The sequence below is a fragment of the Noviherbaspirillum sp. genome, from assembly GCF_036563305.1.
Classification (GTDB): Bacteria; Pseudomonadota; Gammaproteobacteria; order Burkholderiales; family Burkholderiaceae_D; genus Noviherbaspirillum.
In genome coordinates, this window is record NZ_DATCMQ010000008.1 from 176,634 (window position 1) to 196,523 (window position 19,890).

Sequence of the window (19,890 nt, forward strand, 5' to 3'; positions counted from 1 at the left end):
GCCAGCAGCGACAGCCTGTCGTTGCTGTGCGGCGTGGTGGTCCAGCCATTGCTGCGCGGGTGGGTCGCGCAGGCTTTCGTCGAAACCGATGAAGCGCTCCGTCAGACCGCCATCGGTGCGGTCAGCGGGGCGTGGTGGCGGTAGTCCTCCAGCGCGAAATCCGACGGTTCCACCTTTTCCAGCCACTCCGGCTCGTAGCGGCCGGTGACCGCATGGTCGGGGATCCGGTCCGACAGCACCAGGCGCGGCGCGGGCAAGGGCGCGCGTGTGAGCTGCTCCTTCAGCATGTCGAGATGGTTCTCGTAGATGTGGGCGTCGCCGATGAAATAGCTGAACCAGCGCGGCGTGTAGCCGGTCAGCCGGCCCACCAGGTGCAGCAGCGCCGCGGCTTCCGCCAGGTTGAACGGGGCGCCGAGGCCGATGTCGTTGCTGCGGATGTACAGGCACAGCGAGATCTCGCGGGTCGACGCGTTCGGCAGGAACTGATACAGCAGGTGGCATGCGGGAAGCGCGATCGCGTCCAGCTCCGCGCAGTTCCAGCCGTGGAAGAGGATGCGGCGGCTGCCGGGGTTGCGGATGATGGTGTCCAGGCAGTCGCGCAGCTGGTCGATCGCCTTGTACATCAGGACCTTGTCGCGGCCTTCGTCCTGCAGCGCCGAGACCATGCGGAAGCCGCGCTTTTCGGCATCGGCGATCTGGGCGGCGGCGCCGGCATCGAGCAGCTTGTATGCCGGCCACGCGCGCCACTGCACGCCGTAGACGGGACCGAGATCATCCTCGCCCTGACGGTAGGGGTTCGCCAGCCAGTCGGCGTTCTCGTTGGCGTTCTGGTCCCAGACCTTGCAGCCGAGCGCCCGGAAGTCGGCTGCGCTGCGCGAGGCGCGCAGGAAGCCGCACAATTCGCCGACCACCGACTTGAACGCCAGCTTCTTGGTGGTCACCGCCGGGAAGCCGTCCTTCTGCAGGTCGAAGCGCATCATTGCGCCGGGAATGCTGATGGTGCGGATGCCGGTCCGGTTGTCCTGCCAGCTCCCGGTGTCGAGGATGGTTTGCACCAGGTCGAGGTATTGCTTCATGTGTTGCTCCGCGGGTGACGTTCGGCGATGCCAAAGCCGGCTATTTTACCGCCGCGCCGGGGTCGCCCGCCATGTGATGCGAAAACTGCAATGCCGCCAGGCTGGCGTACAGGCCGCCGGCCGCGACCAGCGAGGCATGGGTGCCGCTTTCGACGATGCGCCCGTGCTCGAGCACGATAATGCGGTCGGCCCGCTGCACCGTCGCCAACCGATGCGCGATCACCAGCGTGGTGCGGCCTGCCATGGCGGCGTCGAGCGCGCCCTGCACCAGCCGTTCCGATTCGGCGTCGAGCGCGCTGGTGGCCTCGTCGAGCAGCAGCAGCGGCGGGTTCTTCAGCAGCGCGCGGGCGATCGCGATGCGCTGGCGCTGGCCGCCGGACAGGCGCACGCCGCGCTCGCCAAGGAAGGTGCGGTAGCCGTCCGGCAGGCGTTCGATGAACTCGTGGGCGGCCGCCTGGCGCGCCGCGGCCAGCACCTCGCTGTCGGTGGCGCCTGCGCGGCCGTAGCGGATGTTTTCCATCGCGTTGTCGGAAAAGATCACGGTGTCCTGCGGCACGATGCCGGCGGTGCCGCGCAGCGCATGCAGGTCGAGCCGCCGGATGTCCACGCCGTCGAGCAGGACACGGCCGTGCTGCGGATCGTAGAAGCGCAGCAGAAGCTGGAACAGGGTGGTCTTGCCGGCGCCGGAAGGACCGACGATGGCGACGGTTTCGCCTGCTGCGATGTCGAGACTGAAATCGACCAGCGCCGGCGTATTCGGCCGCGACGGATAGTGGAAGCGCACCTGCTCCAGCCGCAGGCCGATGCCGCTGCCGGTCCGCGGAGGTAGGGCAAGCGGCTGCGCCGGCGTGTCGATCGGCGATCGCAGGGCCAGCAGCTCCAGCAGGCGCTCGGCGGCGCCCGCCGCCCGCTGGGCATCGCCGAGCACCTCCGACAGCGCGCCGATGGCGCCGGCGACGAGGGCCGCATACAGGATGAACTGGCCGAGCTCGCCACCGCTCATCCTGCCGGCCATGACCGCGTGGGCGCCGAGCCAGAGCACGAAGACGATCGCGCCGAACACCAACAGGATGGCGGTGACGGTCAGGCCGGCGCGCGCGCGGATGCGGCGCATCGCGCTGCCGAATGCGCGTTCCACCGCGTTGTCGAAGCGCTGCGCCTCGCGCCGCTCCTGGGTGAAGGCTTGTACCGCCATGACTGCGTTCAGGGTTTCACCCGCCAGCGCCGACGCATCGGCCAGGCGGTCCTGGGAGTCGCGCGACAGGGCGCGCACCCGGCGCCCGATCAGCACGATGGGCAGCACGACGCCGGCCAGCATCACCAGGATGATCGACGACAGGCGCGGGCTGGTCACGAACAGCATGGCGAGCCCGCCGGCAAACAGCAGCGCATTGCGCAGCGCCATCGAAATGCTGGTGCCGACCAGGGTCTGGATCAGCGTCGTGTCGGTGGTCAGGCGCGACAGCACCTCGCCGGTCCTTGCCGTCTCGAAGAACTGCGGGCTTTGCAGCAGCACATGACGGTAGACGGCCGCGCGCAGGTCGGCCGTCACGCGCTCGCCCAGCCATGACACCAGGTAGAAGCGCGCGGCGGTGGCGATGGCCAGCACGCAGGCGACGCCGAACAGCGCGATGAAGTGGCGGTCGATGCGCGCGGCTTCCGATGCGGCCGGTCCCGCGGTTCCCACCGCGCCGACGGCGGCAATGCCCGCATCGATCAACTGCTTGAATGCATAGGGTACGGCCAGCGTGGCGCCGGCCGCCAGCAGCAACGCCAGCGCCGCCAGCAGGAAGCGGCCGCAGTAGGGCGAGAGGAAAGGCAACAGGCCCTTCAGGGTCGACAGCCGGCCCTTCGGCAGGTCGGAGCGGATCGTGCTCATAGCTTCATCGCCTTCAGGTAGCCCGTCAGTTCCAGGTAGCCGCGGCCGACGCGCGCGCCGTCGCGCTGCAGGGTCACCGCGCCTTCCCAGTAGACCGCGCCGGTGGACTGCCGGGAGTCAAGTTCCTGGTCGTCCTGCAGCGGCAGCAGTTCCCAGGCAAGTTCGCCGGTGCGCAGGCGCATGGCCACCGGATAGATGGCACCGGTGCGGGCCGAGCGCCAGCGACGCTGCGGCAGGAATTCGACCTGGTGCGGGGCGAACTGGCGGACGCTGCCGTCGGCGCCGCGCAGGCTGGCGTGGGCCCACAGCGTGCTGCCGTCCTTGCCGCGGATGCGGAAGGCCATCAGTGCGCCGCCGTCATCAAGGTTGACCCCGGTCCAGTCCCATCCCGCCGCGGACGGGTCCAGCACGCTGGTCGACCATTCATGGTCCAGCCAGGCGCTGCCGGTCACCGCGAGCGGCTTGCCGTCGCGGGTCACCGTGCCCGACACGCGCAGGTGCGGCTCGCTGTAGTAGTAGCTTGCCTGGTCGGGCAGCGGCCCCTTCTGCGAGTAACCGTCCTTCCCCTGCAGTAGCAGCGGCTGCGTCGGCGCGAGGCTGAGTTCCAGGCCGAACTCGCGTGCCGCCAGCGACGCCGTGTAGCGGCCGTCCTCGCCGCGGACCAGGCGCCATTGCCCGAGCCGGACATCGGTATTGCCTTCGCGCGCGTACGCGTGGCCGAATCCGGCGCGCGCGCTTTTCTGGTCGTGCAGCAGGCGCCCTGTACGCGCGTCCGACAATGCCGCGTGGGCGATGATCAGCTGCTTCGGGGCGAAGCTGCTCGGGTTGGCGGCGTCGTGGTCGGTGGCCGAGCGGAAGAAGGTGACCTGGAAACCGAGCGCCTGCCCGTCCGCCGTCTCCAGCCAGCCCGTGGCGTACCACCATTCGGTGCGAAAAGCCGGATGGGCGCCGAAGTCGGCCGGGAATTGCAGTTGTCTGCCGGGGACGACGCCGGCCAGTTGCGGCGGGGCGGCGTGCGCCGCGTGAGCCGCGAGCAGCAGCGCGATGAAACATCGCCGGATGCCTGTCATTACCAGTCCTCCCTGACGGCCTGCACCGCGGCTCCGGATACCGCGTGGCGTCCTGCAAGCAGTGCGGTTGCCGCCGCCGCCAGCAGCAGCACCAGCGCAACGCCCGACAGGATTGCCCATGGCATGTGCAGGCGCATGGTCCAGTGGAACGATTGCGGGTTCACGACGAAAACCAGGATCAGGCTGATGGCGGTGCCGAGGACGAAGCCGGCCGCCACGCCGAGCAGCGTCAGCAGGCTGCCTTCCAGGGCCAGCATCGCCAGGATCTGGCGCCGCAGCACGCCGACGTGCCGCAGCATGCCGAACTCCTTCGCGCGCGCCAGCGCCTGCGACGAGAACGTTGCGCCGACGCCGAACAGGCCGATCACGATCGCCACCGCTTCCAGCAGATAGGTCACCGCGAAGCTGCGATCGAAGATGCGCAGGCTGACGGCCCGGATCTCGCCCGGCTCGGCAAGCTCCAGCCCTTCGCCGAAAGGCAGCGCGCGCAGGGCGGCGATCACTTGTGACGGTCGCGCCCCGGGCTGCAGCCAGAGTGCGCCGTCATTGACCTCCTGGTCGCCGGTCAGCTTGCGATAGTCGGACAAACGCATCTGGATGGCGCCGGTCTGCCGGGCATAGTCGCGCCATACGCCCGCCACGATGAATGCGTGCTCGCGCCCGCCAAGCATCAGCCGCACCTCGGTGCCGGGCACATGCCGGTAGAGGTCGACCATCGCTTCCGACACCCACACTGGCAGCGCGCCGGCCGGAAACCGGTCCGGCGCAAGCACGTCGCCGGTGACCGGGATGGTGCGGGCCGGGTCGGCGGCGTCGATCGGACGCGCGATCAGCGTCACCGGCGGTCGCGCCGGATCCAGCACCAGGGGCTGCGATCGCAGGAATTCTGCACGGGCCACGCCTGCGGTTGCGGCTACCGCCTGTTGCTCGGCAGGGCCGAGCGTGGCGCTGTTGCCGGCCGCGGCGGAGCGCAGATAGAGATCGGCGGCGAGCACTTCCGACAACCAGTCGTCGACCGAGACCCGGAAGCTCGCCACCATGATCACCATCGCCACCATCAGGCTGAAGCTCGACAGCACGCCGCCGAGGGCAATCGACGCCTGGTTCGGCGCGTTGGCCAACCGCGCCAGCGACAGTGCCCGGACCGGTCCCGCCTGCGCGACGGCAGTGCCGGCCATCCAGCCGAATACCGCTGCCGCTATGCGCGGCATCAGTCCGATGCCGCCGACCAGCAGCAGCGCAATCGCGAGGTAGCCGGGCACCGGAAGGTCGTGCCAAGGCGGCATCCGGGCCAGCAGCACCGCGCAGCCGATGCAGGCCAGCGCCGGCCACGGGGTGGACAGGCGCGACAGCGCGACGTCCTCGGCGCCGGCCTTGAGCGCCTGGGCCGGGCGCGCGCGGGCCGCTTCCCATGCTGGCAACGCGCAACCGAGCAGCGCGACCGTGGTGCCGGCGAGGAAGAACAGCGTCGCCGCGCCCGGGGCGAACCGGGCGCTCGGCTGCACCCCGGGGAAGTAGCCGCCGCCGAGGTCGCCGCCGAAGAGTTGCAGTGCAGCGGCCGCCATCGCGTAGCCGGCGGCCAGGCCGAGCAGCGAGCCGGCCACGCCGGCGCCCGCTCCCTCCATCAGGATCTGCAGCAGCACCTGCCGTCGCGTCATGCCGAGCACGCGCAGCAGCGCCAGCTGGCTGCGGCGGCGGATCACCGACAGCGCCTGCGTCGAGAACACCAGGAAAGCGCCGGTGAACAGTCCGACCAGCGCCAGGACGTTTAAGTTGACGCGATACGCGCGCGACATGTTTGCGGTACGCGCCTCCTGGTCTTGCGGTTCGGCCACCAGGTAACGCGGCGCCAGTTCGCCGGCCAGCGTCCGGCGCACCTGTGCCCGGTCGGCGCCCGCCTTCAGCTTGAGCTCGACCCGCGACAGCATGCCCACGCGTCCGAATCGCCACTGCGCGGCGCCGATGTCCATCACCGCCAGCCGCTGGCCGGGGCGCGTACGCACCAGCCCGCCGGCGACGCGCAGCGAGAGGATGCCATCCGCGGCGCGGACCCTCAGCATGTCGCCCTGCTGCAGGCCCAGCCATTCCATTGCCGCCGGCGACAGGAATACGGCGTCGTCGGCGAGGGTATCGAAAGGACGGTCTTCCGCCGGCATGCCGACCAGGTCCGGCGCAATGGCCGCCGCCTGGAAGACGTCGATGCCGAGGATCTTCAGCGCCTCCTGGCGTCCGGCGACGCCGGCGTCGATCTCCAGCACCGGGCTCGCCACCTCCACCTCCGGGCGCTGCAGCAGGCGGACATACACCGCTTCGTCGATCAGCGGCTGCACGCCGCGCACCTGCAGGTCGGACTGACCGGACAGGCTTTTCAACGCGGCAGAGAACTCGTTGTACGCGGCGGCATTGATCAGGTGGATCGCAAAGCCCAGCGCCACGCCCGCCGCAATCGCACCGACCGCCAGCAGCACCCGCAGCGGATGGCTGCGCCACTCGCCGAACAGGAGCGAGGCGCCGATCCCGGGTCCGCGCGGCGGCATCATCCGGACGTTCCGCCTGCAACCGCATGCAGGCCGTGCGCGGTCAGGGTCAGCACCCGGTCCGCGCTGGCGGCAGCGGCGTGGGAATGGGTGACCATGATGGCCGCGGCGCCGTTGGCCTTGATCTCGGCCCGCAGCAGCTGCAGAACCTCGCGCGCGGTGTCCGGATCGAGGTTGCCGGTCGGTTCGTCAGCCAGGATCAGGCGCGGCCGGTGCACCAGCGCCCGCGCGATCGCGACCCGCTGCAGCTCGCCGCCGGAAAGCTGGCGCGGGAAATCCTGCGCCCGCTCGCCTAGGCCCACCGCCTCCAGCATCTGCCGGGCCCGCAGCGGTGCCTCGCGCCTGAGCAGCAACGGCAAAGCGACGTTTTGCTCCAGCGTAAGGTGGGGCAGGAGATGGAATGCCTGGAACACGAATCCGAACTTCTCCCTGCGCAACAACGTCGCCGCGTCGTCGTCCAGCGCGGCGATGTCCGTGCCGTCCACCAGGATCTGCCCGCCGTCGGGGCCGTCCAGTCCCGCGATCAGGTTGAGCAGGGTGGACTTGCCCACACCCGACTCTCCCATTACCGCGACGTATTCGCCTTCGGCCAGCTGGTAGTTCAGTCCGGAAATTACCGGCCGCCCGTTTGCGTAGCGTTTGCTGAGGTCGCGCAGGATGAGCATGGAAAGAAGGGTGGGATGGTGGAAAAGATGGTTCTGGAAAGTGCGCGACAGGAAAAGGAGTGGACAGGGACGGAATTGCGCGGGAAGTTGCTTGTGACGCCTCAATGGACGGTCTTTCCGCCGCACTATGATAGCCAAAAACGACCTTGCCCATCCCGGCCGTCGCTTCCCCGGCCGCCGCTCAATCCGTCGGACCGACTCTATGCCCCTGACACCGATCGCGGATCTTTCCCAGCATGGCTTCCTGCAACTGTACCGGAAGGACGATGACGCCATCCGCGCGGAACTGTCCCGTGGTCTCCTCGACGCGCATGCGACGACGTCGCCCAAGTTCCTGTATGACGCGCTCGGGTCGAAACTGTTCGAGGCAATTTGCGAACTGCCCGAGTACTATCCGACCCGCACCGAAGGTGCAATCTTCGCCGCACACATGGACGGCATCGCCGCGAGCGCCGGGCACGGCAGCGTGCTGATCGACCTCGGCGCAGGAAACTGCGCGAAGGCCGCGCGCCTGTTCCCGGCGCTGCGGCCGCGCCACTACGTGCCTGTCGATATCTCGGTGGAATTCCTGCGGACCGCGGTCGACGGCCTGCGCCGGCGCTTTCCGGAGATCCGGATGACAGGGCTGGGCATGGACTTCTCGCATGCGCTCGACCTTCCCTCAGGGGTGCCCGATGAGGGAAGGCTGTTTTTCTATCCCGGCTCTTCGATCGGCAATTTCGGTCCCGGCGAGGCGCGGGCGCTGCTGGCGGACGTGCACACCGCATGCGGCAGTGACGGCGGTCTGCTGATCGGGGTCGACCTGCTCAAGGATGCCCGCCTGCTGAGCGCCGCCTACGACGACGCCCTCGGCGTCACCGCCAGCTTCAACCTCAACCTGCTGCGCCATCTCAATCATCTGCTTGAGGCCGATTTCGACGTGCGCGACTGGCGCCACCGCGCGATCTTCAACCCCGACCTTGGCCGCATCGAGATGCACCTTGAAGCGCGCCGGCATGTGACCGTGACCTGGCAGGGCGGCCGGCGCATTTTCCGCGAGGGCGAGCGCATCCACACCGAGAGCAGCTACAAGTACACCCGGCAGGCCTTCGTGCAGTTGCTGGAGGACGCCGGCTTCTCCGACGTCAGTTGCTGGACTGACGAGCGCGAATGGTTCCTGGTGTGCCACGCGCGCGCCGGCTGAGGAGGCCGCATGAACACCCTCCTGAAACGCTATCGCGCAGTCCGTCAGCGCAGCGCGGCGCTTGCTGCGCCGCTGTCGGAAGAGGACTGCTGCGTGCAGTCGATGCCGGATGCAAGCCCGGTCAAATGGCATCTGGCGCATACCACATGGTTCTTCGAGACCTTCCTGCTGGAGCGCCATGAGCGTGACTTCCAGCCCTTCCATCCGGCCTTCCGCATCCTGTTCAACTCGTATTACAACGGTGTCGGCGACAAGCATCCACGGCCGCAAAGGGGACTCGTCACGCGCCCCGCATTGCACCAGGTGCTGGCCTATCGCGAACAGGTCGACCGTCGCATGGAACGCCTGCTGGAGGAGGCAGGACAGCAGCCGGAAATGCTGTCGCTGGTCGAAACCGGATTGCAGCATGAGCAGCAGCACCAGGAACTGATGCTCACCGATCTCAAGCACCTGCTGTCGATGAATCCGCTGCTGCCGGCCTATGTCGAGGCATCGCCGCCGGCGGCCCCGCCGCTGGCGTCCGCGGCATGGCAGGAATTCGCGGCATCCGTGGTGGAGATCGGTCATTCCGGCCCGGGCTTCTGCTTCGACAACGAGCAGCCGCGCCACCGCCAGTTCGTCGAATCCTTCGCGCTGGCCTCGCGCCTGGTCAGCAACGCGGAATTCCTCGCCTTCGTGCAGGACGGCGGCTATGCCGATGCCGCGCTCTGGCTGTCGGAAGGCTGGGACTGGATCAACGCCAACGCGCTACAGCATCCGTTCTACTGGCGCTGCGAAGACGGAAAGTGGGCGGAGTTCACGCTGCATGGCCTGCAGGCGCTCGATCCGCACCGGCCCGCGGTCCATCTCTCGTACTTCGAGGCGGACGCGTATGCGCGCTGGGCTGGCGCTCGCCTGCCGTCCGAGGCGGAGTGGGAGCATGCGGCCCGCACGACGCACGACTTCGGGCGGCCGGCGCTGCATCCGGCAGGCGCCGGTGACGCGGCGCCGGGGATGATGGCGCAGATGTACGGCGCCGCGTGGCAATGGACCCTGAGCAGCTACGCGCCGTATCCCGGCTACCGTCCCGCTCCGGGCGCGCTCGGCGAATACAACGGCAAGTTCATGAGCAACCAGTATGTGCTGCGGGGCTCCTCCTGTGCCACGCCCGAAGGCCACGCGCGCATCAGCTACCGCAATTTCTTCCCGTCCACTGCACGCTGGCAGTTCACCGGCATCCGTCTCGCGCGCTCGCTCTAGTCGACGGCGAGGCTGTAATGCAGGACGCCGGTCTCGCGCAGGTAGCCCTGCGATTCATATAGCTTCTGGGCGGGATTGTCGTGCGCCGTGGCCAGCTCGATGCGAAGGGCGCCGGTCAAGGCCGCATGGGTTCGCGCGGCGTCCAGCAGTGCGCGCCCGACGCCGGTCCCGCGGGCCGCCGAGTCCACGAACAGGTCGTTGAGCACCCAGATGCGACGTGCGCCGACCGACGAGAACGACGGGAACAACTGGGTGAAGCCCAGCACGCGGCCCGAGGCGTCCTCCGCCAGGAAGATCACCGACTCCAGCAATGCAAGCCGTTCACGGATGAAGGAAAGCGCCAGCGCCGGATCCGGCGCCTGGGCGTAGAACTGGCGATAGCCGTCGAACAGCGGCGCGATAACTTCCGCATCGCCGAGGCCGGCCTGGCGTACCTTGATATGCATGGTCCTGTTCCTGTCTTGGGTGCCGGCGCCGCTGGCGTCCGGCGGGGCGCTAAGGTAGCACAGAAGCCGGCCGCGCTCCGGCGCGTGGCAATTTGTCCCCGCAGAGCCGATAATAGGTCGCCCATACCCGACACAGATTCCCGGCACAGATTCCCGGCAACCGCCATCCGACGTCCCGCTCCGATGAACCTTACTTTCCGCACCGCGACCCGCAACGAACTGTCCGACGCCCTGCGCGAGGCACGCGACTATACCCTGGCATTGCTCGCCAGCTATGCCGCCGCCGGTCGCGAGATCCGCGTACCCGTCCTGCCCTGGATCAATCCGCCGATGTGGGAGCTTGGGCATATCGCCTGGTTCGCCGAATGGTATGTATTGCGCGAGGCGGAGTCGAGCGCGCCAGGCGATGCGGCAAGGACATCCATGCTGACGAAGGGGGACGACTGGTTCGATCCGCAGACGGTGCCGCACCGCAGCCGCTGGTCGCTCGAGCTGCCGGCCGCCGGCGCGTTGCGCACCTATTGCCACGAAGTCCTGGATCGGGTGCTGGACAAGCTGAGCCGCACATCGAACGACGATGCGGCGCTGTATCCCTACCGCCTGGCGCTGGCCTACGAGGACATGCGGGGAGAGGTGCTGGCCGAAGGCCTGCAGGCGTTCGGCATCCTGCTGGCGCCGGCGCTGCAGGCGCAGCCGATGCCTTCATGGGCGCAGGGGGAGATCCGCTTCCCCGGCGGCACCATCTCCATGGGCAGCGAGCCGGAGGCTCCGGGCTTCGTGTTCGACAACGAAAAGCGGGCGCATCCTGTCCACGTGCCTGCCTTCACCATGGATTCGACCCTGGTGTCCAACGCACAGTACAGTGAGTTCGTCGCGGATGGCGGCTACCAGAACCCGCAGTACTGGTCGCAGGCCGGACGCGACTGGCTGTTCAAGCATGACCGCTCCGCGCCGCGGGACTGGCAGCGCGACGGAAAGCGCTGGTTGTGCCAGCGATTCGGGCAGGACATCGTCCTGCCGGCCAATGAACCGGTTCGCCATCTCAGCCTGTATGAGGCGCAGGCCTATTGCACCTGGTCGGGGCGCAGGCTGCCGACGGAGGCGGAATGGGAGTATGCCGTCCTGAGCGGGCATCCGGCATTGCGCTGGGGCGACCTGTGGGAATGGACCTGCACGGCGTTCGAGCCGTACCCCGGCTTTGCGCCGGACGCATGGCAAACGTACTCGGCGCCGCACTTCGGTAGCCACCAGTCGGTGCGCGGGGCATCCTTTGCCACCCCGCGCCGGATACAGTCGCCGAAATTCCGGCGTTTCTGCTTGCCGGACCAGGAGCAGATGTTCATCGGCTTCCGCACCTGCAGCTATTAAAAAAAAACGGCCGCCGGGTTGCCCCGGCGGCCGTTGCCGCCTGTTGCTGCGGCAGGTTCAATCGCCCATGCAGGATCAGCGATCGCCGTAGGAACGGCGTCCACCGCCGTCACCGAAGCCCGAACCCTTGCCGTAGCCGCCTTCCTTGCGCGGTGCGCCCGGCTTGCTGAAGCTGCGCTGGCCCGGCTTGCCGCCGTTGCTCGGCCGACGGTTGTCGCCCGGCTTCCAGCCGCCCGGCTTGCGGTCGCTGCGCACGGCACTCTTCTTCGGCTCCAGGCCTTCGATCACGTCGACCGGGATCAGCTGCTTGGTGAAGCGCTCGATACGCTTGATGTTCATGTTCTCCGAATGGTTGACCAGCGAGATTGCCTGGCCATTGCGCCCGGCCCGGCCGGTACGGCCGATGCGGTGCACGTAGTCCTCCGGGAATTTCGGCAGGTCGTAGTTCACCACGTGGGTGATACCCGGCACGTCGATGCCGCGCGCGGCCACGTCGGTCGCCACCAGCACCTGCACCTGGCCGCGGCGCAGTGCATCCAGCGTGCGGTTGCGCGCGCCCTGGTGCATGTCGCCATGCAGCGCTGCCGCAGCAAAGCCGTTGATGTTCAGGCGGTCGGCAATCGTGTCGGCGTCGCGCTTGGTCGCGGTGAACACCACGGCCTGGTCGATCGATGCATCGCGCAGCAGATGGTCGAGCAGGCGGTTCTTGTGCGACAGATCGTCCACGAAGTGCACCTTCTGCTGGATGTTCTCGTGGCGGTTGCCGGCGCTGGCGATCTGGATCACCATCGGGTCGCGGGTGATGCGCTTGGCCATGCTGCCGACCACGCCGTCGAGCGTTGCCGAGAACAGCATCGTCTGGCGCGTTTCCGGCGTCGCGGCGACGATCTTCTCGATGTCGTCGATGAAGCCCATGTCCAGCATGCGGTCGGCCTCGTCGAGCACCAGCATCTCGAGCTGCGAGAAGTTGATCTTGCCCGATTCCATGTGGTCGATCAGGCGGCCCGGCGTCGCCACCAGGATTTCCGGATTGCGCGACAACAGCTGCATCTGCTTCGGATAGGGCATGCCGCCGAGGATGGAGACCGCGCGTACACGGCGCAGGTAGGAGCCATACTTGGTGGTGGCGGTGGTGACCTGCAGCGCGAGTTCGCGCGTCGGGGTCAGCACCAGCATCTTCGGCTGCGCCGGCTGGAAGCGCGGACGGTCGCCGCGTGCGCGGGCAGCCTGGCGTTCCTGGTTGGGCGTGCGTGCGCCGGGCTGCGCAGACTGTTCAAGTTCCGCAAACTTGTGCAGGGACGGCAGCATGAAGGCGGCCGTCTTGCCCGAACCCGTCTGCGAGGAGACGAGCAGGTCGCGGCCCTGCAGCGCCGCGGGAATTGCCTGCTCCTGTACCGGGGTAGGCTTGGTGTAGCCGGCTTCGTTCAGTGCCTTGAGGACGGACGCGTGCAGGCCAAGTGCTTCAAATGTCATTGTGTTTCTTTCTTCAAAATCAACGACGCGACATCACCCCCGTGCACAGGGCTCCGTGCACGGAAAATGAAATAGCGGACGTAGTAAAAAGCAACGCCAACCAACGAAACAGCTGAGAAATCTTGTGAGAAATTTCGGCACAAAAGCTTTGCGCCGGGACGGTGTCTGAAGTGGCGACACCAAAGAGGCGGGAGGGCTTTATCGTTTGACGCTAACGGGTTTGCGATGCTGCTCGGTGTGCATGCCTGTCGCAAGCACAGCCAAGCATTATACAGACGAATCGCATTCGCTGCATCGCTTATTTCCGATTGACCGCGTGCCGCCGCGGCGGCACGCGTGACGAACGCGTAACCGGTTACTCGGGTGCGACCATCACATGCGAGAAGCCGCCATCGACGTAGGTGATCTCGCTGGTGATGCCGGCGGCAAGGTCGGACAGCAGGAAGGCGGCCGTGTTGCCGACGTCCTCGATCGTCACGTTCCGGCGCAGGGGCGCGTGGGTCGCGACGATGCCGAGCAGCTTGCTGAAATCCTTGATGCCGCTGGCGGCCAGGGTCTTGATCGGGCCTGCAGAAATGCCATTGACGCGGATGCCCTTGGGGCCGAGCGACTCGGCAAGGTAGCGCACGCTGGCTTCCAGCGATGCCTTTGCCAGGCCCATCGTGTTGTAGTTGGGCGTGGCGCGGACCGATCCCATGTAGGTCAGGGTCAGCAGCGCGGCATTCGGGCTCAGCATCGGCAGCGCCGCCTTGGCCATGGCCGGGAAGCTGTAGGCGGAGATGTCGTGCGCGATGTGGAAGGATTCACGGGACAGGCCTTCCAGAAAATCGCCGGTGATCGCCTCGCGCGGCGCGAAGCCGATCGAGTGCACCAGGCCGTCGAGCTGCGGCCAGGTCTTGCCGAGGTCGGCAAACAGCGCGGCGATCTGCTCGTCGCTGCTGACGTCGCAGTCGAACACCAGCTCGCTGCCGAACTCCTTGGCGAAATCGGTGATGCGGTCCTTGAAGCGGTCGCCGACGTAGGTGAATGCCAGCTCGGCGCCTTCACGCTTGCAGGCCTGGGCGATGCCATAGGCGATGGAGCGGTTGGACAGCAGTCCGGTGATCAGGATTTTTTTGCCTTGCAGGAAAGCCATGGGGACTCCGGGTGGATTGTTTGGGCAGGTAGGAAGCAGGGCGCGGGTGCCGCCGCTGCGCTCCGTTTTGCGAACTGGGCAAGATTGTAGGGAGACTTGGAGGCCTCGGCAACTTTTGCGTTGGCGCAGCAATCCATGCGGAATCCGGCCCTTGCCCGAACTGCCATGATAAAACCCGGAAATACGTGCATCGGCCGTTATTTCTGCCGATCACACTTAAAACGGCTTGCGCAGCGTACCTTTGGGTACAATAGCCCGCGACCCGAAGCTCCGCTACCCCTGTTATTGACGACGGCGAATGCGCAAACTCCTTTCCCTGATCCTGCTAGTCGGCCTTCTTCCCCTCGGCAACAGCGCGCTTGCCGCCCACGCGTTCTCGCTGTATGACACGCCGAAGTACCCGGAGGGTTTCCGCCATTTCGATTACGTGAATCCGGACGCGCCGCGCGGCGGCGAGCTGTTTCTCGCCAATCCGGACCGGCGCACCAGCTTCGACAAGTTCAATCCGTTCTCGCTGAAGGGCGTTGCCGCAGCCGGGGTGGCCAACCTGATGTTCGAGAGCCTGACGACCGGTTCCGCCGACGAGGTGGCAACCATGTACGGCCTGCTGGCCGAGGACATGGCGCTGGCGCCGGACCGCATGTCGATCACCTTCCGCCTCAATCCCAAGGCCAGGTTCAACAATGGCGACCCGGTGCTGGCGGCCGACGTCAAGCACTCCTACGACACCCTGCTGGCCAAGGGCGCACCGCAATTCAAGATGCTGTTTGCCGACGTCAAGCAGTGCGTGGTCGTCGACGAGCGGACCGTGCGCTTCGACTTCAAGGCGCTGAACCGCGAGCTGCCGCTGATCGTCGGCGGCGTCCCGGTGTTCTCCCGCAAGTGGGGCGCAAACACCAGTTTCGACAAGATCCAGCTGGAGCCCCCGATCGCCACCGGGCCCTACCTGATCGACCGCTACGACGTCGGCCGTTCGATCAGCTACAAGCGCGACCCCGGCTACTGGGGTGACGACGTCCCGGCGCGGCGCGGCATGTTCAACTTCGGCCGGATCACCTACCGCTTCTACAAGGATGACGTGGCCAGGCTCGAAGCCTTCAAGGCGGGCGAGTTCGACGTGGTGGTCGAGTACAGCGCAAAGAACTGGTCGCGCAGCTATATCGGCCCCAAGTTCACGAGCGGCGAGATCGTCAAGCGCGAACTGCCGCATTCGAACGTGGCCGGCATGCAGGGCTTCGTGATGAACCTGCGCCGGCCGCAGTTCCAGGATGTCCGCGTGCGCAAGGCCCTGGCGCTTGCGCTCGACTATGAATGGATGAACCGGCAGCTGTTCTACAACCAGTACCGCCGCATCTATTCCTTCTTCAACAACAGCGAGCTGGCCGCGACCGGCATGCCTTCGGAAGACGAGCTCAGGCTGCTGGAGCCGATGCGCGACAAGCTCGATCCCGCGGTGTTCGGCCCGGCGCCGGTTCCGCCCCGCACCGACCCGCCGTCGTCGCTGCGGGCCAACCTGCTGCAGGCGCGCGAGCTGCTGCGCCAGGCCGGCTGGGAGTATCGCGACGGCGCGCTCCGCAATGCCAGGGGCGACCCCTTCACCTTCGAGATCCTCGACGACCAGTCGGCATTGTCCCGGGTCATCAGCGTCTACGTCCGCAATCTCGAAAAGCTCGGCATCGAGGTGCACCAGCGCACCGCCGATTTCGCGCTGGTCCAGAAACGGATGGAGGAGTTCGACTTCGACATGACCAGCACCCGTTTCGGCGACACCAACAGCCCGGGCAATGAGATGTTCGACATGTTCGGTTCGCGCGCAGCGGACGAGAAGGGATCCAGCAACTACTGGGGCCTGAAGGATCCGGCCGTGGACAAGCTGGTGGAGGCGCTGGTCGCGGCAGACTCGCGGCAGCAGCTGGTGGCGGCGGCGAGGGCGCTGGACCGGGTGCTGCTGCACAAGTCCATCGTGGTGACCCACTGGTTCTCGTCCACGCACCGGGTCGCCTACCGCAACCGTTTCGGCATTCCGCAAAAAATGCCGCTGTACTATGCCGCCGACCCGTACGTCATATCGATGTGGTGGCAGCAGAAGGCGAGGCAGTGATGAATCTCTGGGCCTATATCGGCAAGCGTCTCCTGTTGATGATTCCCACCCTGCTCGGGGTGGTCGCCATCACCTTTGCCGTCATCCAGTTCGTGCCGGGCGGACCGGTCGAGCAGGCACTGATGGAACTGCGCAAGGGGCAGGTTGGCGGCGGCGAAGCCAGCGGCGGCGGCGCTTCCGGCTACCGTGGCAGGCAGGGCGTCGATGCGGAGCGCGTGAAGGAGATCCAGGCCCTGTACGGCTTCGACAAGCCGCCGGTGGAGCGCTTCTGGCAGATGCTCAAGGGATTCGCGACCTTCGACCTCGGGCAGAGCTTCTACCACCACAAGGATGTGTGGGGCCTGGTCAAGTCCAAGCTGCCGGTCTCGATCAGCCTCGGACTGTGGACCTTCTTCCTCACCTATTTCATTTCGCTGCCGCTGGGCGTGGCGAAGGCGGTGCGCGAGGGCACCCGCTTCGACGTCGCGACCAGCATCGCCGTGCTGATCGGCTATTCGATCCCTGGCTTCGTGCTCGGCGTGTTCCTGCTGGTGCTGTTCGGCGGCGGCAGCTTCGTCCAGTGGTTTCCGTTGCGGGGCCTGACCTCCGACAACTGGGAGCAGCTGACGCTGACTGGCAAGGTGCTCGACTACCTCTGGCATATCACGCTGCCGGTCGTGGCGTCCGTCGCCGGGTCGTTTGCCGTCATGACGATGCTGACCAAGAATACCTTTCTGGAAGAGATCCGCAAGCAGTACGTGCTGACCGCGCGCGCCAAGGGACTGAGCGAACGCGCAGTGCTGTACAAGCACGTGTTCCGCAACGCCCTGATTCCGCTCGTGACCGGCTTTCCGGCGGCCTTCATCGGCGCCTTCTTTGCGGGCAGCCTGCTGATCGAGACCCTGTTCTCGCTCGACGGGCTGGGCTTGCTTTCCTATGAATCCGTGATCCGGCGCGACTACCCGGTAGTCATGGGAACGCTGTATCTGTTCACGCTGATCGGCCTGGTGGTCAAGCTGATCGGCGACCTCTGCTATGTCTGGGCCGACCCGCGCGTGCAGTTCGAAAGCCTGAGCCGATGAAAACAACAAGTCCATCCATCTCTCCCGGCCGGCGCGTCTGGCTGCGATTCCGGCAGAGCCGGCGCGGCTTCTGGAGCCTGGTGATTTTTTCGGTGCTGTTCGTGATCAGCCTGGGCGCCGAGCTGGTGTCGAACGACAAGCCGCTGGTCGTCCGCTACAACGGCCAGCTGCTGTTCCCGATTGTCCACACCTATTCCGAAAAGGTCTTCGGCGGCGACTTCGAGACCCCGGCCGATTACCTCGACCCCTTCATCGAGGACCAGTTCAGGAAGGACGGGAACTGGGCCATCTACCCGCTCAACCGCTACCGCTTCGATACGCTCAACTATTTCGCCAAGGCGCCCAACCCGGCGCCGCCGTCCTCGCAGAACTGGCTCGGCACCGATGACCGCGGGCGTGATGTGTTTGCGCGCCTGCTCTACGGCTTCCGGATCTCGGTGCTGTTCGGCATCGCGCTCACCGTCACCGGCGTGATCCTTGGCCTCCTGACGGGTGCGATCCAGGGTTATTTTGCCGGCAGGACCGACCTGTTCTTCCAGCGTTTCATGGAGATCTGGGGCTCGATGCCGGAGCTCTACCTGCTGATCATCTTCGCTTCCATCTTCCAGCCCAGCCTCGGGTTGCTGCTGGTGCTGCTGTCGCTGTTCGGCTGGATGGGGCTGTCCGATTACGTGCGCGCCGACTTCCTGCGCAACCGCAATCTCGACTACGTGCAGGCGGCGCGCGCGCTCGGGCTGAGCAATGGACAGATCATCTGGCGCCATGTGCTGCCCAACAGCTTGACGCCGGTCGTCACCTTCCTGCCGTTCCGCATGAGTGCGGCGATCCTGGCGCTGACCAGCCTTGACTTCCTCGGGTTGGGCGTGCCGCCCAACACGCCCAGCCTGGGCGAGCTTCTGGCGCAGGGCAAGAACAACCTGGACGCATGGTGGATCGCGACCTCGACCTTCGTGGTCCTGACCGCCACGCTGCTGCTGCTGACCAACATCGGCGATGCCCTGCGTAACGCGCTCGACGTCAGGAGGGCGGCATGAGCCTGCTCGAGGTACAAGGACTCGGCGTTGCCTTCGGCGGCAACAACGTGGTGCATGACGTGAGTTTTTCCATCGCGCCGGGCGAGAAGTTCGCGCTGGTCGGGGAGTCGGGCTCGGGCAAGACCGTGACCGCGCTGTCGATACTGCGGCTGAACCAGGACGCTGCCTACCGCGGGCGCATCCTGTTCGAGGGAGACGACCTGCTGCAACGGCCGGAGCGGGCGATGCGCGCGGTGCGCGGCAAGGACATCGCGATGATCTTCCAGGAACCGATGACGGCACTCAACCCGCTGTTCACCATCGGCAACCAGATCGCCGAAGTGCTGATGCTGCATGAAGGCCTGAACGCCAGGGAGGCCGCCCTGCGCGCGGTGGACCTGCTGGACAAGACCGGCATCCCGGAGCCGGCGCGCCGCGCCCGGGCATTTCCGCACCAGCTTTCCGGCGGCCAGCGGCAGCGCGCGATGATCGCCATGGCGCTCGCCTGCCGACCCCGGCTGCTGATCGCCGACGAGCCGACCACCGCGCTGGACGTCACGATACAGGTGCAGATCCTGGAGCTGCTGAACCATCTGCAGCGCGAAGAGAACATGGCGGTGCTGATGATCACGCACGACCTGAACCTGGTCCGGCATTTCGCCGACCGGGTGGGCGTGATGGAAAAGGGGCGGCTGATCGAGACGGCGTCCACCGCCGACCTGTTCTCGCACCCGCGGGAGCCGTACACCCGCAAGCTGCTCGGCAGCCATCCGCAGCGGGTGGTCGACGAAGTCGGCGCCGACACCACCCCGGTGCTTGCCGCGCGGGGGGTACGCTGTACCTTCGATATCAAGGCCGGTTGGTTCCGCAAGAAGTCCTTCGTCGCCGTCGACGATGTCGACCTGCAGCTGCGGCCGCATGAGACGCTGGGCATCGTGGGCGAGTCCGGCTCCGGCAAGTCCACCCTCGGCATGGCGCTGCTGCGTCTGTCCCAGGCCCGGGTGGATGGCGATATTTCCTTCATCGGCCATCCGGTCAGCACCATGTCCCGCAGCGCGCTGCGCCCGCTGCGGGCAAAGATGCAGGTCGTTTTCCAGGATCCGTTCGCCTCGTTGTCGCCGCGCCGCACGATAGAACAGACCGTCGGCGAAGGCCTCGCGCTGCACCAGCCCGATCTTGGCAGGGACGGCGTGCGGGAGGCGGTGGCCAGCGCGTTGTCGGAGGTCGGCCTGGCGCCGGAGATGATGGCGCGCTATCCCCACGAGTTTTCCGGCGGCCAGCGCCAGCGGATCGCCATTGCCCGCGCGCTGGTGCTCAAGCCGGAGGTCATCCTGCTGGACGAGCCGACGTCCTCGCTGGACGTCTCGGTACAGCAGCAGGTGCTGCTGTTGCTTGCCGAACTGCAGCGCAAGTACGGCATCGCCTACATCTTCATCAGCCACGATCTCGCGGTGATCCGTGCGATGGCGCATCGGGTGATGGTGATGAAGGACGGGAAGGTGGTGGAGAGCGGGTCGACCGCCGAGGTGTTGTCCAATCCGTCCCAGTCCTATACCCGCCGCCTGCTGGAAGCGGCTACCTACTCTACGCTCGCCTGAGCTGCCAGGTCAGTCGTTCCCATGCAGGGGCAGGGGATCTTTCCAG

15 protein-coding genes are annotated in these 19,890 nt (G+C 66.8%); 7 read left to right on the top strand and 8 right to left on the bottom strand.

The window, feature by feature from the left end; genetic code table 11:
* Positions 1 to 101: 101 nt before the first annotated feature.
* From VIM12_RS06530 to VIM12_RS06550, 5 genes are read right to left on the bottom strand one after another with little or no spacing between them, the layout of a single operon-like run.
* Positions 102 to 1,076 (bottom strand): thymidylate synthase, encoded by a 975-nt coding sequence (locus tag VIM12_RS06530; protein ID WP_331940808.1) that lies wholly within the window; start codon positions 1,074 to 1,076, stop codon positions 102 to 104.
* Positions 1,077 to 1,116: 40 nt separating this feature from the next.
* The gene (locus VIM12_RS06535) at positions 1,117 to 2,955 is read right to left on the bottom strand and encodes an ABC transporter transmembrane domain-containing protein (RefSeq protein ID WP_331940809.1); all 1,839 of its coding nucleotides are present in this window, start codon (positions 2,953 to 2,955) and stop codon (positions 1,117 to 1,119) included.
* Entirely contained in the window at positions 2,952 to 4,025 is a 1,074-nt protein-coding gene (locus VIM12_RS06540) for a carotenoid 1,2-hydratase (protein WP_331940810.1), read from the bottom strand. The genes VIM12_RS06535 and VIM12_RS06540 overlap by 4 nt, the downstream gene beginning before the upstream one ends.
* Positions 4,025 to 6,565, bottom strand: a complete 2,541-nt coding sequence (locus VIM12_RS06545) for an FtsX-like permease family protein (RefSeq protein ID WP_331940811.1) — start codon at positions 6,563 to 6,565, stop codon at positions 4,025 to 4,027. Before VIM12_RS06545 ends, VIM12_RS06540 begins: the two co-directional genes overlap by 1 nt.
* Positions 6,562 to 7,227: an ABC transporter ATP-binding protein gene (locus tag VIM12_RS06550; protein ID WP_331940812.1), complete on the bottom strand. Its 666-nt coding sequence runs from the start codon at positions 7,225 to 7,227 to the stop codon at positions 6,562 to 6,564. Before VIM12_RS06550 ends, VIM12_RS06545 begins: the two co-directional genes overlap by 4 nt.
* A 202-nt stretch (positions 7,228 to 7,429) precedes the next feature.
* Here VIM12_RS06550 and egtD point away from each other — a divergent pair, with 202 nt between their 5' ends.
* Positions 7,430 to 8,410, top strand: coding sequence for an L-histidine N(alpha)-methyltransferase (gene egtD, locus VIM12_RS06555; protein ID WP_331940813.1), 981 nt, complete (start codon positions 7,430 to 7,432; stop codon positions 8,408 to 8,410).
* Positions 8,411 to 8,419: 9 nt separating this feature from the next.
* Complete coding sequence (gene egtB / locus VIM12_RS06560; protein ID WP_331940814.1) at positions 8,420 to 9,649, top strand: ergothioneine biosynthesis protein EgtB; 1,230 nt, start codon at positions 8,420 to 8,422, stop codon at positions 9,647 to 9,649.
* Here the strand turns inward: egtB and VIM12_RS06565 are convergent.
* Positions 9,646 to 10,095 carry a GNAT family N-acetyltransferase gene (locus VIM12_RS06565; RefSeq protein ID WP_331940815.1) on the bottom strand — a complete coding sequence of 150 codons (450 nt, stop codon included), beginning with the start codon at positions 10,093 to 10,095 and terminating at the stop codon, positions 9,646 to 9,648. The genes egtB and VIM12_RS06565 overlap by 4 nt on opposite strands.
* 183 nt (positions 10,096 to 10,278) lie before the next feature.
* On the opposite strand from VIM12_RS06565, the gene senA reads away from it, so the two are divergent.
* Positions 10,279 to 11,463, top strand: a complete 1,185-nt coding sequence (gene senA, locus VIM12_RS06570; RefSeq protein ID WP_331940816.1) for a selenoneine synthase SenA — start codon at positions 10,279 to 10,281, stop codon at positions 11,461 to 11,463.
* A 75-nt stretch (positions 11,464 to 11,538) separates the two neighbouring features.
* Here senA and VIM12_RS06575 read toward each other — a convergent pair whose 3' ends face one another.
* On the bottom strand, positions 11,539 to 12,936 hold the full coding sequence (locus tag VIM12_RS06575; protein WP_331940817.1) for a DEAD/DEAH box helicase: 1,398 nt from the start codon (positions 12,934 to 12,936) through the stop codon (positions 11,539 to 11,541).
* 355 nt (positions 12,937 to 13,291) lie between these two features.
* Positions 13,292 to 14,071: an enoyl-ACP reductase FabI gene (fabI, locus tag VIM12_RS06580; RefSeq protein ID WP_331940818.1), complete on the bottom strand. Its 780-nt coding sequence runs from the start codon at positions 14,069 to 14,071 to the stop codon at positions 13,292 to 13,294.
* 298 nt (positions 14,072 to 14,369) lie between these two features.
* Here fabI and VIM12_RS06585 point away from each other — a divergent pair, with 298 nt between their 5' ends.
* Genes VIM12_RS06585 through VIM12_RS06600 form a run of 4 tightly spaced genes read left to right on the top strand, consistent with a single transcriptional unit; the run spans position 14,370 to position 19,844 of the window.
* Positions 14,370 to 16,172, top strand: a complete 1,803-nt coding sequence (locus VIM12_RS06585) for an extracellular solute-binding protein (RefSeq protein WP_331940819.1) — start codon at positions 14,370 to 14,372, stop codon at positions 16,170 to 16,172.
* On the top strand, positions 16,172 to 17,233 hold the full coding sequence (locus VIM12_RS06590) for a microcin C ABC transporter permease YejB (protein WP_331940938.1): 1,062 nt from the start codon (positions 16,172 to 16,174) through the stop codon (positions 17,231 to 17,233). The genes VIM12_RS06585 and VIM12_RS06590 overlap by 1 nt, the downstream gene beginning before the upstream one ends.
* On the top strand, positions 17,230 to 18,267 hold the full coding sequence (locus VIM12_RS06595) for an ABC transporter permease (RefSeq protein WP_331940820.1): 1,038 nt from the start codon (positions 17,230 to 17,232) through the stop codon (positions 18,265 to 18,267). The genes VIM12_RS06590 and VIM12_RS06595 overlap by 4 nt, the downstream gene beginning before the upstream one ends.
* A complete protein-coding gene (locus VIM12_RS06600; protein WP_331940821.1) occupies positions 18,264 to 19,844 on the top strand; it encodes an ABC transporter ATP-binding protein in 1,581 nt (526 codons plus the stop codon). The genes VIM12_RS06595 and VIM12_RS06600 overlap by 4 nt, the downstream gene beginning before the upstream one ends.
* Positions 19,845 to 19,890: the final 46 nt, after the last annotated feature.

Coding starts and splice junctions, on each gene's coding strand:
- VIM12_RS06530 (WP_331940808.1), bottom strand. CDS start 1,076: ATGAAGCAATACCTCGACCTGGTGCAAACCATCCTCGACACCGGGAGC.
- VIM12_RS06535 (WP_331940809.1), bottom strand. CDS start 2,955: ATGAGCACGATCCGCTCCGACCTGCCGAAGGGCCGGCTGTCGACCCTG.
- VIM12_RS06540 (WP_331940810.1), bottom strand. CDS start 4,025: ATGACAGGCATCCGGCGATGTTTCATCGCGCTGCTGCTCGCGGCTCAC.
- VIM12_RS06545 (WP_331940811.1), bottom strand. CDS start 6,565: ATGATGCCGCCGCGCGGACCCGGGATCGGCGCCTCGCTCCTGTTCGGC.
- VIM12_RS06550 (WP_331940812.1), bottom strand. CDS start 7,227: ATGCTCATCCTGCGCGACCTCAGCAAACGCTACGCAAACGGGCGGCCG.
- egtD (WP_331940813.1), top strand. CDS start 7,430: ATGCCCCTGACACCGATCGCGGATCTTTCCCAGCATGGCTTCCTGCAA.
- egtB (WP_331940814.1), top strand. CDS start 8,420: ATGAACACCCTCCTGAAACGCTATCGCGCAGTCCGTCAGCGCAGCGCG.
- VIM12_RS06565 (WP_331940815.1), bottom strand. CDS start 10,095: ATGCATATCAAGGTACGCCAGGCCGGCCTCGGCGATGCGGAAGTTATC.
- senA (WP_331940816.1), top strand. CDS start 10,279: ATGAACCTTACTTTCCGCACCGCGACCCGCAACGAACTGTCCGACGCC.
- VIM12_RS06575 (WP_331940817.1), bottom strand. CDS start 12,936: ATGACATTTGAAGCACTTGGCCTGCACGCGTCCGTCCTCAAGGCACTG.
- fabI (WP_331940818.1), bottom strand. CDS start 14,071: ATGGCTTTCCTGCAAGGCAAAAAAATCCTGATCACCGGACTGCTGTCC.
- VIM12_RS06585 (WP_331940819.1), top strand. CDS start 14,370: ATGCGCAAACTCCTTTCCCTGATCCTGCTAGTCGGCCTTCTTCCCCTC.
- VIM12_RS06590 (WP_331940938.1), top strand. CDS start 16,172: ATGAATCTCTGGGCCTATATCGGCAAGCGTCTCCTGTTGATGATTCCC.
- VIM12_RS06595 (WP_331940820.1), top strand. CDS start 17,230: ATGAAAACAACAAGTCCATCCATCTCTCCCGGCCGGCGCGTCTGGCTG.
- VIM12_RS06600 (WP_331940821.1), top strand. CDS start 18,264: ATGAGCCTGCTCGAGGTACAAGGACTCGGCGTTGCCTTCGGCGGCAAC.